Here is a 13,712-nt window from a genome sequence, read left to right as displayed (position 1 = left end):
GGAGGCAGGTAAGATTGAAGGGCCTGACCCCGGAGGAGTACCGGAATCAGGCCCTCGCGGCCTAGTCGCTATTTAGGGCGTCCAAGATTTGGGGCGCAGTTCATTGTGGGGCGGGCCTTGCTGTTGCGGCTAGCGTTTCTTTCCGCGGAAGAAAAAGCCGTGCAGTGACGGCTTGAGGCCGCGATTGGCGCGATGCTCCTCGACGCGCTCGTGGATCGAAGCGACGCGCTCGATGACTTCGTCGGGAATCGGCACGTCAGGATTCATGTTCTCGACCTGGCTGACCTCGGCGGCGGCGACCTGGTCGATAATGGGCACATCGTCGCGCGAGATGACAGGTGTGGCGTCTTCCTTCATCTTGCGATAACGCTGCATCATGTCGGTCTGTAGCTGCTGGGCCGAAGGCGGCGTCCAGATGATGGCGTTGGCGCCGGCGGCGATGGTTTCACGGATGCTCTCGGGCGTCTTGCCGCCCGGTGCGATGAGCGGCAGGTTGGGATAGTGCTCGCGCAGTTCACGCAGGACCTGGGGTGTGTTCTTGCCGGCGGCGATGTTGAGAATCTTGGCGCCGGCGCGCACCTTGGCGTGAGCATCATCGTCGCAGCGAACGACCGTGGCGATGACGGGGATGTCGGCGATGTTGGTGATGTGCTCTACCATCTCGGCAGTAGCGGGGGAGTTGACCACGCAGCCCGCCGCGCCCTGCATCTCGGAGACGGCTGCCATCTGCACGGAGCGCTTACCGGTCGTAGTTCCGCCGCCCACGCCTACAAAGACCGGGCACTCGGCGACGGTCAGCAGCGCTTGCGTAATGGCGGGCTGCGGCGTGAAAGGGTAGACCGCAAAGACGGCATCGGCGTTGGAGTTGCGGATAACCGCGACGTCGGTGGTGTAAATGAGCGACTTGATGCGTCGGCCGAAGAGCGTAAAGCCGCTGGCCTCCTCGATCTCGTCGGGCATGCGAAGGGCCGCCTTGCGCAAACGCCCGTCGATGGGCAGCGGCTCCATGGGGAGCAGTCCGTTGGGGGTCACGGCTACCTGGGGCTCGGTGAACTCGTCTGCGAGCTCGACCTCGGAAAAATCGACCGAGGCGACGATGTCCTCGTGAACCTCGGCAGGTACATCGATGGGAGCTTGGTCGTTTGCCGCGGCAGGCGTGTCGAAGGAGCTGGTGCCGACGAAGGCGTCGACGCGCTCATTTAGATCGTTGAGGGTATCCATGGAGGCTCGATTCTATGTGATAACGGCCGGCGCTATGCAGCCGGAATTGCGAATGCTAAATCGTTTGACGAGTTGATTTTTCCCCGCCGCGCCATCCGTTAGACCGAAGGGCCGGCGAACGTGAAGGAGCTGTGGTGGCGGGGATCGAGGTGCTATCTTGAAAGTCCCGTTTAAAAGAGAGGTGACGCGGTATGGAATTGACAGCAATGTTTGGCTCGATTGGCCTGTGTGTGGGCGCAATCGTTGCCGCCGCGGTCATCTACTTTGTGGTCACGGCCATTAAGGGCAAAAGGGCCGAGCGCAAGGAGCGTGCGATGCTTAAACAGCATCGCGACCAGCAGGGCAAACGCGCACAGAAATAGCTTGTTGAGTTTTGGATCCGTGCGCTAGCTGCGTTTTCGGATCAGGGCAATGTAGAAGCCCTCAAAGTCGCGGCTGGGCGGGATGGTGAGCGTGCCGGGCATGCCGTTGGTGATGGCCGATACCTGACCCGCTGCGATTGCCTCGGTGAGAGCGTTGGACTCGATGCGCGGCTCCTCACTGGCTTCCTGGGCGCGGCGTGCTTCGCTTTCACTCGGCGTGCCGTCGAGGGGAATGAGCTCGCAGTCCATATGCTTGTCGAGGGCCTCTTGCAGGGCGTCCTCGTTTTCCTGCGGCATGATCGAACAGGTGGAATAGACGAGCGTGCCACCCGGCTTGAGAGCGCCCATGGCGCGGTCCAGAAGCGCGCGCTGCGAGCGGGCGCACTTGCCAAGCAGTTGCTCGGTCAGGCCGCGCAGGCTTTTCTCGTTGCCGCTGATTACGGTGCCCGTGCCGGTGCAGGGGGCGTCGAGCAGAATGCGGTCAAAGCGGAAGAACTCGTCGAGCTCGCGTGCGTCGATACGCATGACGGGCACGTTTTTGGCGCCCTGGCGGTGGAGGTTGGCTTCGAGCTTCTCGGCGCGGGGAATGCTCATCTCGCAGGCCGTGAGGTGTGCCTGGCCCTGGGTGAGGGCGGCGACCTGCGTCGTCTTGCCACCGGGGGCCGCGCACATGTCCAGGATGTCCTCGCCGGCTTGAGCGCCCAGGGCCAACGGTGGCATCATGGACGACAGGCTCTGCAAGTAAATCTTGCCGTCGCGGTAGATGTCGAGGTCCCACAGGTCGGAAACCTGGGCCTCGGACAGGATGAAAGCGTCCGGGTACCAGGCAACGGTTTGGTGGGCGATGCCGGCCTCGTCGAGTGCGGCGGCGATGTCTTCGGCAGTCGCCTTGAGCGTGTTGGCGCGCAGCGTGACCGGGCGTGTGGCCGCAGCGCCGAAGCCCTCGATAATGAGCTCGGCATCGGCGGGGGCATAGGCGCCGGCGACCGTGTCGACCATAAAGCGCGGCAGGTCGGCGGCGGAGTGTTGGGCGGCAAGCTGGTCGGAAAGCTCGGTAGCGGCAAACTGCCTGAGCTTGAGCTCGGCCTTGACCTGCTTTTTCTGCTTACGACGACGCGGCTTGGACATCCGTCTTTCCTTCCCGTCCCAAATTGATTACTTTCCGGGCACGCCGCTGTTAGCGTGCTTTAGTACTGGCTCTCGTGCTTGCTGAAGAAGTCGAAGCGCGGGGGCAGCGGCTTCACGCGGTGCTCGCCGGGCTTCTCACCCAGGCTCTCCACAAACTCGTCCATGGAGGCAAAGATGTTGTCCCAGCTAAAGAAGGCGACCGGATCGATGCCGAAGTACTCGCAGATGAGCTCGCAGCCGGCCGGGACGATGCCGTGCATCAGGACGGTCGCCACGCGCAGCTCGGTAAAGGCGTCGACCAGGGCCTGCTTCATGGCGGCGTTGGCTGGTTCGCCCTCGAGCTTGTTGGCGGCCTTGGAGGCGTCGCTCCAGCGCTTGTTGGCGGCGCGCAGGTAGTCGTCGCACACGGCGAGCGCACGGTGCGTCTCGAACTTGTACATGGCCTGTTCAAAGGCAAGGGCGGCCTGCTCGGCAGCCTCGACCACGGCAGCAGAGGCGGCACCGGCCGGAATGCAGCCGTTGCGATAGGGGCTCTCGTCGCCCTCCTTGACGGCGACGCCGTAGAAGCAGCTGCGGGCCAGGCGGTTGAACACGCCGGTCAAAAGGGCGCTCTCCTTAAGGGCCGGATCGATAACGCGCTTGTCATCGCAGGCGCGCACCTCGTTGCCGTCCTTGTCCTTGCCGGTCACGCGCGTGTCGTATGCCTTGGGGCTAAAGCTCACCGGCTTCTCGGAAAGGCCGAGCGACAGCCAATGCGCGCGCATCTGCTCGCAGGTGTAGTGGTTGAGCAGGTCGTCTGCCGGCGGGGGAGGCGTCTGCGAGGACGAGCTGGCCTTTTTGCCCATGTAGAGCAGGTGGTAGCAGGCGCTGACGGTGCTCTGCGTGAGGTCCCAGCCCAGGGCCTCCCACATGGCGGTCTGCGCGATGCAGTAGAAGTAGATGTTGTCCTGACCGATGAACTGGTAGATCTGAGCGTCGTCAGAGCACCACCAGTCGCGCCAGTCGAGTGAGCTGTGCTGATAGGTGGGCGCGGGGACCTGCGTGGAATCGGCGGCGGGCTCGCCCATGAGGGCGGCGTCCTGGGCGGCGATACCCTCGGTTACGCCGGCGGCGCGGGCATCGCGGGCGAGCACGGTGCGGGTGTAGCTGATGGGCGCCCACAGACTCTCGGGCCAGCACCAGCAGGTGACGTCGTTCACGCCGTCGACCTCGGGCACCGGAACGCCCCAGTCGATGTTACCGGTGATGCGGAAGGGCACGAGCGCCTTGCCGCTGCGGAAGCGCACGCCGCCGTTGGCGAGCACCGCGTGGGCGTCGTCGCGCTCCTTCCAGCTGGGGAAGGTGACGGTAAAGCTGCTCTTGTTGCCCTCGGGCTCCAGCACGGTGTGCTCGGGCAGTTGATCCTCGACGGCGTCGAAGGCCTCGCGGAACTTGTTCTGGATGTAGATCTGTGCCGGCAGCAGCCACTCCTCCATGGTCTTGGAGACCACGGAGCGAACCTGCGGGTTCTGGGCGAGCTTGGCGGTGTAGGTCTTCATAAAGTCGAGGTAGGCCGGCAGGTCGAAGTAGAGGTTGTCGACCGGGCGCAGCTCGGGCACCTCGCCGGTGAGCTGGCTCTTGGGCGCGATGAGCTCCTCGGGCTCAAACTGGTGACCCAGGTCGCACTCGTCGGCGTAGGCTTTCTCGGACTTGCAGCCCTGGATGGGGCAGCGGCCGATCACCTGGCGGCCGTTGAGGAACGTGCCGGCCTTGGCGTCGTAGAACTGCAGCGTGGAGCGCTTGGAGATGGTGCCCTGTTCGTGCAGACGCTCGATAATCTCGGCGGTCACCTCGTTGTGAATCTGCGCAGCCGGCTCAAGGCCCGAGCCGCCGTAGATATCGCAGCTGATGTTGTAGTTGTTGAGGGTCGCGGCCTGGCGGGAGTGATTGGACTCGACGTACTCGCCGATGGACTTGTCGTAGCCTTCGTTCTCCTTGAGCTTGCGGTAGCTCTCCATGATGGGCGAGCCGTAGCAGTCGGTGCCCGAGGTGAAGATGACGTTCTCGCGGCCCAGACGGTCGCGCAGGAAGCGGGCGAAGAAGTCGGCCGGGACAAAGACGCCACCAACGTGGCCAAAGTGAAGGCCCTTGTTGCCGTAGGGCTCGCCGGCGGTAACGATGGCGCGGCGAGGCCAGCTGGGACGGTCGTTCATGGAGTATTTGGATGCCATGGGACTCCTTCGCATATGGTGAGAGCGCGGCCGGGCGCAAGGCCTGACGACGCGGTGGTCAATTCGTGCATATCATTCGACATTATCGCACATGCGGACGGGTACGTGGCAGGGGCGCTATCCTAAGATGCTATGAATGAGATTTCCAACATACATGCGTTTGAGGACGAGGATTTTCTGCGCGCCTGCTTTGTGTGGGGGATGGCAGTGCTTGGCGCATTTGCCGTGTGCCTGGTGCCGGTGTTTATGCTGCTGGGCGGGCCCGCAGACTTGGATGTGGCGGACGCGGGCGGCTGGACGGCGGTTTTGGGCTGGATAGTCGGCTTGGCTGCGGTTTCGGTGGCGTCATTTGCCGTGCACGAGCTGGTGCACGGTGTGTTATTTAAGCTTCTGGCGCCTGCGGGCGCGAAGGTGACCTTTGGGGCGAATCGCGAGACGGCGATGATCTATGCCTGCGCCGAGGGCGTGGTCTATTCGCGCCGGCGGTACGTGGCAGTTTGCCTGGCGCCGACGGTTGTTGTGACGGCGGCGTTTGCCCTGGGGTTTGCGTTTTCGGGCTATCCGCTGATGTGCTACCTGGCGGCCGGCTTGCATTTGTCGGGCTGTGTGGGCGACTGGTATTACGTGCGGACCATCCTGCGCGACCGCCGCATTGTCGCCTGCGAGGACACGTCCTTTGGCGTGCGCTTTTTCGGGTGAGGAGATGTTGATGAAGCCGTTGTTGTTGCACGCTTGCTGCGCGCCGTGCTCGCTTGAGCCGGTCCGCCTGCTGCGCGAGGAAGGGTTTGAGCCCACGATTTGCTGGACCAACCCCAATATTCAGCCGCACGATGAATGGCAGCGTCGCCTGGACGAGCTGCGCCGGTGGTGTGCCGATGGCGACATCGAGCTTATCGAGGCGGGGGAGGACCGCGAGCGCTGGGAGGCCGGCGTGGCCCCGCTGGGCGCCGATCGACCTCGTCGCTGTCGCGCGTGCTATGCCCTGCGTCTGGCCGAGGCGTGTCGTGTGGCCCAGGAGCGTGGGTTTGAGTTTGTGGGTACGACGCTCGCCGTCTCGCCGTATCAGTTGTTCGAAACCTGCAATGACGTGCTTGAGCGCTTGGCGGCGGCACATGGGCTCGTCCCGGTCATTCGCGATTTTCGCCCGTATTACCCCGAGGCCACGCGTCGTTCGCGCGAGCTTGGCATGTATCGACAGAATTACTGCGGCTGCCGGTTCTCGGCCGTCGAGGCGGCCATGGATCGAGCCCGCATCCGCGACGAGCGCAAAGCGTCCAAAAAGTAGTTCATTTGGGCTGGGGCTTTGAGCTGTCTGTGCGGTACGGTCGTTTTTGGGAAAGTCGATTTAATTAAGCGTGTGATCGTGGCTCGCTTGATACCAAACGACGACTCCTATGATTCTAATCCTCCGTTTGTTAAACATCAGATCCGGACTTGCTGTTGCATATGAATGGGACGACAGCACAATCATGTCGTTTCCTTCTGCAAATCGCCTAATTACCGGTGTTTTACCGTCTGCGAGCGCCAATACAGCACAGCCGTTCCAAGGCTTTGCGGTGGTATCGACAAGTAGTAAGCTGCCGGGAGGGTAAATGCGGGACATTTCGTCACCTTTGATTTTAACGAAAACGCTATGTGGGTGACGCTTGGCTACGTCTACAGGCGCGCAAGCATTTTGTTGGCTGTGCGTGATGCGGCGCTTTTGAGAATCGATATCGATGACGGGAAATGCGCCCTCCATTTCGTGGATAGCAGGGTCTTCGTCGGTGACGATTCTTTTATTTGCGAGCTTTACGGCCAAACCGTTTTCCTCGCCAACAAGTTCATCGCGGGTGCAACCGAAGAGCGCTTGTAACTTTTCAATATGGCGCTCACGGGGGGCATACCGACTTTTTTCCCAACGACAAACGGTCTCTTTAGATACCCCCAACATCTCTGCAAGTTGCGCCTGACCAAGATGCTCCATGGTGCGGAGTTTACGAATATTTGCCCCGAAGCCCATGGCTATAGATCCTCTCGCCACAGAGGGAGGCATAGACAGTTTGTGCCACCATAGCCTTTGGTGAGCTCGTCAATGGATAACGGGAATAATTCCATTCCTGCTTTCTCAAGCGCTTCGTTGGTCCAAACGTTTTCTTCATATACGCATAGTTTTCCTGGCGAGAGCGCAAGGATAGACGTTGCGTTGTTCCGGCGCTCTCTTTCGTAGGCGGTTTGATTCCCGCCTCCGCAGTCAATTACTTTTATTGGTTCGCAACAGGCTGCAGAGAGTATTTCCGGAATCGTGCGATCGATAGGAGTGATCGTAAGGCCCTTTCCGGATCGTTTTAGTTGAATGCTGTATGCATCAACGGCATTGCATATCTCACGATCGATGAGGAACGCGTCGTGATCAATTCTACTTATGAACGTATCGAGGTGGATACGCAGCCCGTCAGAGGGGACTCGAATCGCAATTAGCTCGGTGGTCTGGAATTTATTTGAGGTCAGGAGCTCTTTGGCAAGTGACTCGACGGCGGCGGGTTCAGTTCGGTCAGAGATTCCAACTAATAATGTCTTAGCACTGATAACAAGAATGTCTCCGCCTTCGATATGGTAACTACTCCTGTTCAAATCACATACCGGGGTTTCTCCCATGATCTTGTGGTGGGTGAATATCTGCCGGTATAAGGCGACCTCACGATCACGCTCAGGCCAATACATATGATTTAGGATGATGCCGTCTCCGACTACCACAGCAGGATCACGAGTGAAAAAAAGCGTGTTGAGGGGATTGACCAAGAGCGAGGCGGGGTCAAATTGCTCGTGCACGAGCGCCCGTAGTGTTTCCGACTGGTTTGAACATAGCTCAGTGTCTCCAAAGCGAATGCCGTTAAGTACTATATTCACCAATTCCTGGGTGTTCTTAGCGTTCTCAAACAGCTGGGTTATTGTCTCGAGGAACTCTCTGCCTGTTGCCCCACTGCAACGGAGGTAGTCATCAATAAAACATTTAAGTGATTGGGGCTCAGTTTCAAGTGAGTCTTCGAGAAGGTCCCTAATTTCAATGGTTTCTACGCCATGCTTCTCAAGCAATTGAACCATGGAATCGTGCTCATATATTGCTTTGTCGAGGTCAAAACGACCGCTCCATTTTCGCAGGGAGAAAACTTGGCTGAAGTCGGCATCAGGGTAGTTTTGTGTTTCAGTTCCTGGTCGATGGACAAGTACGGCTTTTAAATGACCGATTTCATTTGTTATGTGTACGCCTTGCATGTCTGTCTCCTGTCCTGCTGGTTTTTATATAAGGCTAAGGCAGGTTCCTTGTTGTGTTGCGGAAAAGTTAAAAGACGTATGTAATTGATAAATAACATCAATTTTAAATATCAGATTGATTAATAACGTCACTTTAGCTGCCGTTCATAGGTGAAAAGCGACACGATGGCGATGGTTGGCCGACCACCGCTGAGCAACCTCATACATTTATGGTGCCAGCTGGATAGATGGGAAAAGGAATGAAGGAGGAGATATGGCAGCGGAAAGTTCGAAAGGCATCAAGCAGTTCAAGGTCCCGCACGTATATGCGATCATCTTTGCACTTATGGTCATCTTCGCTGTTCTCACGTGGATTGTTCCCTCTGGGTCCTATCAGCGTCAGGAGGTGAACGGTCGTGAAGTCACTGTCGCAGGTACGTATGAGCAGAGTGAAAAGACATATATTGACGAGGAAACCGGGGATGAAGTAGATCTCAGACAAGGCGTCTTCGATGTTCTTCAGGCTCCAACGCGCGGTATACAAGAGGCAATTGAGGTCGTTGCATTCATCTTGATTGTGGGCGGTTCGTTTCAGGTTATTACTAAAACGGGCGCTATCACGAGCGGAATGGGTCGTGTCGTTCGCCGCTTTAAGAACAAAGACATTCTAATTATTCCTATTGCGATGGTTCTCTTTGCATTGGGCGGAACGAGCTTTGGCATGGCGGAAGAAACTCTCCCGTTCTTTGCGATCTTCATGCCAATTATGATGGCTATGGGCTTCGACTCGATGACGGCGTTCATGGTCGTGTTCGTTGGAGCGCGCACGGGTTACATCGCCTCAACGATTAATCCGTTTAATGTTCTCATTGCGCAAGGTATTCTTGGTATTCAGGGCAACCCCCAGCTGTGGCTGCGTATGATTGCCTGGGTTGTTTTGACTGCCGTTGCAATTACTTGGGTTGTCCTCTATGCACGAAGGGTAAAGAAGAACCCTGAGTCATCGATCACATTTGAGGATGATATCGCCAAGAAAGTCGAGTTCGCTGCCGATGAATCTGCCCTTGACGCGGAATTTACGGGTCGTCAAAAAGGCGTGCTTGCGGTATTTATCGCTGGTATGTGCCTTATCATCTGGGGACTTGTGACCCAGGGCTGGTATATGAACGAGATTTCTGCGGTCTTTTTGGCCATGGGCCTGTTGGCTGGTGTTATTGCGGGCTTTAGTCAGGACGTCATCGCTCAGGAATTTGTTGCGGGTATCGCTGACTTTGCTTTCTCGGCAATTGTCGTTGGACTTGCGCGTGGCATCCTTGTCATTGCCTCTGACGGCATGATCATCGATACCATCCTCAATGCGCTCGCCACTGGTCTGGGCGGCATCCCGGCGGTTCTCTTTACTACGCTTCTTTATGCGGTTGAGAACCTCCTGGCGATTCTGGTTCCCAGCTCATCTGGCCTTGCAGCGCTGACCGCTCCCATTTTTGGACCTTTGACCGAACTCATGGGCCTTAATCCCGAGGCCGCCGTGTGGGCTCTCTCCATGGGTAGCGCGACGATGTCTTTGATCTGTCCTACTAGCGCCATTCTTGTAGCGGGTTTGGGCGTGTGCAAGATCAAGCTTGGCCAGTGGTGGAAGACCGTTTGGAAATTCTTCTTGGTCGTGTCGCTCATCAATATCGTATTCGTAGCAATCTCGGGACTTATTGCCCTGTAGGTTTCATGGCTGAAATGGAGTAACAGGAATGTCTAAAGGACTGAATGTACACAGCGAGATTGGTAAGCTCAAGAAAGTTGTGCTTCACCGCCCCGGTCGTGACCTTGTGAACGTAAAGGCAGAAGAGTTCGAGGATGTCTGGATTCACGACTGTTTCTATCTTGATGTGGCTCAAAAGGAGCATGATGCCTTTGCGGATCTTCTGAGGAGCGAAGGTGTTGAGGTTCTCTATATGGAGAAACTCGTTGCTGAAGCGCTGGATGCATGCCCCTCGGCTCGCGCTGAGTTTACCGATACATTTATGGCTGAGAGCGGGATTGTCAATCCTATGCTTGAGCAGGCTGTTCGTGAAAAGCTCGATGCTATTTCAGATTCGTATCAGTTTGTACTTGAGGCTATGGGGGGGTATCGTTATCGTGACCTTGAGCTGCCTCGCGTTTCGACTATGCTTAGTATGATGGATAATGAGGATGCGAAGCCCGATGATTTGGTGTTGAAGCCTCTTCCGAGTTCATATTTCTCTCGCGATCCTCTTGCTTCCGTGGGCAAAGGCGTTCTGCTTCACCATATGTATTGGAAACAGCGAGATCGTGAAGTGCCCTTCTACGAAGCGATTTTCAAATACCATCCCGATTATGCAGGGACTCCGATTTGGTACGACCATAAGAATCCCTGGCATATCGAGGGCGGTGATGTGCTTAACATTAACGCTCATACCTTGGCTATTGGAATTAGCCAGCGAACTGAGGCGGCTGCGATTGAGGAGCTTGCAAAGAATTTGTTCTGGGGATCTGGGAATTCTGAGATCGATACCGTTTACGCTATTAAAATCCCCAACGGCTATGCTTACATGCATCTTGACACCGTTTGCACCATGGTGGATTTCGATAAGTTCACAGTTTATCCCGGTATTTTTGAGACCCTTCGTGTTTATCGTCTGACTCGTGGTGACTCTGAGGGAATGGTCGCTGTTCAAGAGATTGATGACACGCTTGAACATATTCTTGAAATGGCTACTGGCGTGGAGAAGGTGCAGCTTATTGAGTGCGGTGCCGGCGATATGGTTGAGGCATCTCGCGAGCAGTGGAACGACGGGTCGAACACTCTTGCCGTTGCTCCTGGTAAAGTCTGTGTTTACGAGCGCAATGTTGTCACAAATGATGAGCTCTACAAGAACGGTTTGGAACTTTTGGTCGTTCCCTCCGAGGAACTGTCCCGCGGTCGTGGTGGCCCGCGCTGCATGAGCATGCCCTTCTGGCGCGAAGATATTTAGTTGCAAATCCACTGTGATGGGAGATGGCGAATATGGGTGTTAATATCGCTGGGCGCAGTTTTCTGAAGCTGCTTGATTACACGACGGAAGAGATTGAGTATCTGCTTGAGCTTTCTGCTAACTTCAAAAGCATGAAGCGTGCCGGTGTTCCGCATAAATACCTTGAAGGCAAGAATATTGTTTTGCTATTTGAGAAGACTTCCACGCGTACTCGCTGCGCCTTCGAAGTTGGTGCACTTGACCTTGGCATGGGTGTAACTTATTTGGATCCGGGCTCGTCTCAGATGGGCAAAAAGGAGTCGATTGAGGACACGGCTCGCGTCCTTGGCCGCATGTATGACGGAATTGAATACCGCGGCTTTGAACAGGCGAAGGTTGAGGAGCTTGCTGCAAAAGCTGGGGTTCCCGTTTGGAATGGGCTGACTACTGAATTTCACCCGACTCAAGTGCTTGCCGATATTCTGACCATGCGTGAAGAGTTTGGAGAGATTAAGGGCAGGAAACTTGCATTTTTCGGTAAGGCGGCCGGAAACGTCGCTGATTCGCTCATGGTCATTTGCGCTAAGCTCGGCATTAACTACTGTTCTTGCGGCCCAATCGGGGGAAATTCGGAGGGGGCTACATCCTATGATCCTGAACTCCTTGCAGAATGTAGTCGTATTGCGGCCGAGCATGGATCGACGATTACCATTACAGAGGATATTGAGGAAGGCGCTCGTGATGCCGATGTAATTTACACGGATGTTTGGGTTGGCATGGGTCAGCCCGCAGAGCTGTGGGAAAGCCGCATTAAGCTCATGTCGCCGTATCGTGTGACCGCTGAGGTGATGTCTATGGCAAAGCCCGAGGCGATTTTCCTCCACTGCCTTCCGAGCTTCCACGATACTAATACTACTGTTGGTGCCGAAATTGCTGAGAAGTTTGGAGTTACCGAAATGGAAGTCACGGACGAGGTTTTTGAGTCCGATAAGTCTCGTGTTTTCCAAGAAGCGGAGAATCGCATGCATACGATTAAGGCGGTGATGTACGCAACGCTTAAGTAGCGGGGCGTTGAGAAAACAGTCGCAAATCTGTTTCCATACTATATTTCTCTCAACAAGCTGATAGGATACAGGGGAGAATGATGTGCGCGTCAGTCGATTTTTTCGACTGACGCGCTTTGTGAAAGAGGCAAAGATGCGTACCGATGATTTTGACTATAACCTGCCCGAAGAGCTCATCGCCCAGGCGCCTGCCGAGCCGCGCGACTCCTGCCGCCTGCTGGTGGTTGATCGCAAGGGCTCCGAGGCAGGAACGCCGCTGGAGCATGGCGGCACCGTTGAGCACCGCATCTTTCGCGACATCATCGACTATATCGAGCCGGGCGATGTGCTCGTCATCAACAAGACGCGCGTGATGCCGGCCCGCCTGATCGGTCGCAAGGCCGGCTCGGGCGGCGTGGTCGAGACGCTGCTGCTCAAGCGCCGCGAGGATGTGGATCCGCTGGGCCATGTTTGGGAGTGCCTGGTCAAGCCGGGTAAGCGCCTGAAGCCCGGTGCTCAGATTGAGTATCGCGCCGGTGGCGCCCATGCGCCCGAGGGGGCTCCCGTGGTGCTGACGGCCGAGGTCATCGACTTTGTCACCGATAGCCGCGGTGGCCGTCTGGTGCGCTTTGAGCCGGCCGGTTGCAATGCTGCCGGCGAGCCGCGCACGCTCGACGAGGCCATCCATGCGGCCGGCCACGTGCCGCTGCCGCCCTACATTACCGATTACGAGGGCGATCCCGAGAAGTACCAGACCGTCTACGCCATGAAGGAGGAGCACTCGGCTGCCGCTCCCACGGCGGGTCTGCACTTTACGCCCGAGCTCATGGCTGCCATCGAGGCCAAGGGCGCCAAGTTTGCTGCCGTCGAACTCGAGGTGGGCATCGACACCTTCCGTCTGGTGGAGGAGGACGATCCCACGCAGCACGTTATGCACACCGAGCGCTACCACGTGTCGCAGGAAGTTGTCGACGCCGTGCATAAGGCGAAAGCCGAGGGTCATCGTGTGATCGCCGTCGGCACCACCGCTGTGCGCTCGCTCGAGAGCGCGTTTGACGCAGAAGCCCCGGTGTTCGATCCGGCCGTGACGGCGCGCTATTTTGAAGGCCGCGAGGACGGAGCCGACACGCTTGGCCGCGGTGACATCGTGGTGCGCGAGAACGCCACGACGCAGCTCTACCTCATGCCCGGCTCGACCTATCACGTGGTAGACGCGCTGATCACGAACTTCCACGTGCCGCGCTCCACGCTCATGATGCTCGTGAGCGCACTTGCCACCCGCGACCAGATCATGGATGCCTACGCTGCTGCTATCGAAGAACGTTACCGCTTCTTCAGCTTCGGCGACGCGATGCTCATTCAGTAGGTTACGGCGTTTTCCAAACGCCGTAACCGGCCGACGCTGCAAACCCGCCAGAGCGGCAATCTGCCTTTCAACTTCGGCGGCATGACCAGGAAGGTTCCGCCGTTCTGCCGAACGGCGGACCGGGCGACGCTGCGCGGGCCGCATTTGGACAATCTGACGTTCAACTTCAAGGGCGCGAC

At 57.4% G+C, this 13,712-nt stretch carries 14 protein-coding genes; 8 read left to right on the top strand and 6 right to left on the bottom strand.

What is annotated here, in order from left to right; translation table 11 throughout:
* On the top strand, positions 1 to 65 hold a 65-nt coding region (locus KSY82_RS10605; RefSeq protein ID WP_368042025.1), incomplete at its 5' end, for an IS3 family transposase.
* Between the two features lie 64 nt (positions 66 to 129).
* Here KSY82_RS10605 and KSY82_RS09510 read toward each other — a convergent pair.
* Positions 130 to 1,221 carry a beta/alpha barrel domain-containing protein gene (locus tag KSY82_RS09510; RefSeq protein ID WP_089572116.1) on the bottom strand — a complete coding sequence of 364 codons (1,092 nt, stop codon included), beginning with the start codon at positions 1,219 to 1,221 and terminating at the stop codon, positions 130 to 132.
* A 191-nt stretch (positions 1,222 to 1,412) separates the two neighbouring features.
* Between KSY82_RS09510 and KSY82_RS09505 the strand changes: the two genes are divergently transcribed.
* Entirely contained in the window at positions 1,413 to 1,583 is a 171-nt protein-coding gene (locus KSY82_RS09505) for a hypothetical protein (RefSeq protein WP_215694795.1), read from the top strand.
* A 24-nt stretch (positions 1,584 to 1,607) separates the two neighbouring features.
* On the opposite strand, the gene KSY82_RS09500 is transcribed toward KSY82_RS09505, so the two are convergent.
* The gene (locus KSY82_RS09500; RefSeq protein WP_217751050.1) at positions 1,608 to 2,711 is read right to left on the bottom strand and encodes an RsmB/NOP family class I SAM-dependent RNA methyltransferase; all 1,104 of its coding nucleotides are present in this window, start codon (positions 2,709 to 2,711) and stop codon (positions 1,608 to 1,610) included.
* A gap of 59 nt (positions 2,712 to 2,770) precedes the next feature.
* On the bottom strand, positions 2,771 to 4,921 hold the full coding sequence (locus KSY82_RS09495; protein ID WP_217751049.1) for a class I tRNA ligase family protein: 2,151 nt from the start codon (positions 4,919 to 4,921) through the stop codon (positions 2,771 to 2,773).
* A 132-nt stretch (positions 4,922 to 5,053) separates the two neighbouring features.
* On the opposite strand from KSY82_RS09495, the gene KSY82_RS09490 reads away from it, so the two are divergent.
* Together KSY82_RS09490 and KSY82_RS09485 are read left to right on the top strand one after the other, a co-directional pair.
* Positions 5,054 to 5,620: a DUF3267 domain-containing protein gene (locus KSY82_RS09490; RefSeq protein ID WP_217751048.1), complete on the top strand. Its 567-nt coding sequence runs from the start codon at positions 5,054 to 5,056 to the stop codon at positions 5,618 to 5,620.
* A gap of 10 nt (positions 5,621 to 5,630) precedes the next feature.
* The gene (locus tag KSY82_RS09485) at positions 5,631 to 6,206 is read left to right on the top strand and encodes an epoxyqueuosine reductase QueH (RefSeq protein WP_217751047.1); all 576 of its coding nucleotides are present in this window, start codon (positions 5,631 to 5,633) and stop codon (positions 6,204 to 6,206) included.
* Between the two features lie 60 nt (positions 6,207 to 6,266).
* Here the strand turns inward: KSY82_RS09485 and KSY82_RS09480 are convergent, their stop codons facing one another.
* Positions 6,267 to 6,923, bottom strand: a complete 657-nt coding sequence (locus tag KSY82_RS09480) for an XRE family transcriptional regulator (RefSeq protein WP_217751046.1) — start codon at positions 6,921 to 6,923, stop codon at positions 6,267 to 6,269.
* 2 nt (positions 6,924 to 6,925) lie between these two features.
* Positions 6,926 to 8,176 (bottom strand): arginine deiminase, encoded by a 1,251-nt coding sequence (locus tag KSY82_RS09475; protein ID WP_035137321.1) that lies wholly within the window; start codon positions 8,174 to 8,176, stop codon positions 6,926 to 6,928.
* Positions 8,177 to 8,429: 253 nt separating this feature from the next.
* Here KSY82_RS09475 and KSY82_RS09470 point away from each other — a divergent pair, with 253 nt between their 5' ends.
* From KSY82_RS09470 to queA, 4 genes are all read left to right on the top strand, one after another.
* Positions 8,430 to 9,872, top strand: a complete 1,443-nt coding sequence (locus KSY82_RS09470; RefSeq protein WP_035137320.1) for a YfcC family protein — start codon at positions 8,430 to 8,432, stop codon at positions 9,870 to 9,872.
* A gap of 28 nt (positions 9,873 to 9,900) precedes the next feature.
* Complete coding sequence (locus tag KSY82_RS09465; protein ID WP_217751045.1) at positions 9,901 to 11,145, top strand: arginine deiminase; 1,245 nt, start codon at positions 9,901 to 9,903, stop codon at positions 11,143 to 11,145.
* 32 nt (positions 11,146 to 11,177) lie between these two features.
* Positions 11,178 to 12,188 carry an ornithine carbamoyltransferase gene (gene argF, locus KSY82_RS09460; RefSeq protein ID WP_195621097.1) on the top strand — a complete coding sequence of 337 codons (1,011 nt, stop codon included), beginning with the start codon at positions 11,178 to 11,180 and terminating at the stop codon, positions 12,186 to 12,188.
* Positions 12,189 to 12,321: 133 nt separating this feature from the next.
* Complete coding sequence (queA, locus tag KSY82_RS09455) at positions 12,322 to 13,533, top strand: tRNA preQ1(34) S-adenosylmethionine ribosyltransferase-isomerase QueA (RefSeq protein ID WP_217751044.1); 1,212 nt, start codon at positions 12,322 to 12,324, stop codon at positions 13,531 to 13,533.
* Here the strand turns inward: queA and KSY82_RS09450 are convergent.
* The coding region (locus KSY82_RS09450) for a hypothetical protein (RefSeq protein WP_217752382.1) at positions 13,527 to 13,712 on the bottom strand (186 nt) is incomplete at its 5' end. The genes queA and KSY82_RS09450 overlap by 7 nt on opposite strands.

This window comes from Collinsella aerofaciens (assembly GCF_019131995.1).
GTDB classification, from domain to species: domain Bacteria; phylum Actinomycetota; class Coriobacteriia; order Coriobacteriales; family Coriobacteriaceae; genus Collinsella; species Collinsella aerofaciens_S.
This window is presented reverse-complemented; position numbering and strand designations above follow the sequence as displayed.

Coding starts and splice junctions, on each gene's coding strand:
- KSY82_RS09510 (WP_089572116.1), bottom strand. CDS start 1,221: ATGGATACCCTCAACGATCTAAATGAGCGCGTCGACGCCTTCGTCGGC.
- KSY82_RS09505 (WP_215694795.1), top strand. CDS start 1,413: ATGGAATTGACAGCAATGTTTGGCTCGATTGGCCTGTGTGTGGGCGCA.
- KSY82_RS09500 (WP_217751050.1), bottom strand. CDS start 2,711: ATGTCCAAGCCGCGTCGTCGTAAGCAGAAAAAGCAGGTCAAGGCCGAG.
- KSY82_RS09495 (WP_217751049.1), bottom strand. CDS start 4,921: ATGGCATCCAAATACTCCATGAACGACCGTCCCAGCTGGCCTCGCCGC.
- KSY82_RS09490 (WP_217751048.1), top strand. CDS start 5,054: ATGAATGAGATTTCCAACATACATGCGTTTGAGGACGAGGATTTTCTG.
- KSY82_RS09485 (WP_217751047.1), top strand. CDS start 5,631: ATGAAGCCGTTGTTGTTGCACGCTTGCTGCGCGCCGTGCTCGCTTGAG.
- KSY82_RS09480 (WP_217751046.1), bottom strand. CDS start 6,923: ATGGGCTTCGGGGCAAATATTCGTAAACTCCGCACCATGGAGCATCTT.
- KSY82_RS09475 (WP_035137321.1), bottom strand. CDS start 8,176: ATGCAAGGCGTACACATAACAAATGAAATCGGTCATTTAAAAGCCGTA.
- KSY82_RS09470 (WP_035137320.1), top strand. CDS start 8,430: ATGGCAGCGGAAAGTTCGAAAGGCATCAAGCAGTTCAAGGTCCCGCAC.
- KSY82_RS09465 (WP_217751045.1), top strand. CDS start 9,901: ATGTCTAAAGGACTGAATGTACACAGCGAGATTGGTAAGCTCAAGAAA.
- argF (WP_195621097.1), top strand. CDS start 11,178: ATGGGTGTTAATATCGCTGGGCGCAGTTTTCTGAAGCTGCTTGATTAC.
- queA (WP_217751044.1), top strand. CDS start 12,322: ATGCGTACCGATGATTTTGACTATAACCTGCCCGAAGAGCTCATCGCC.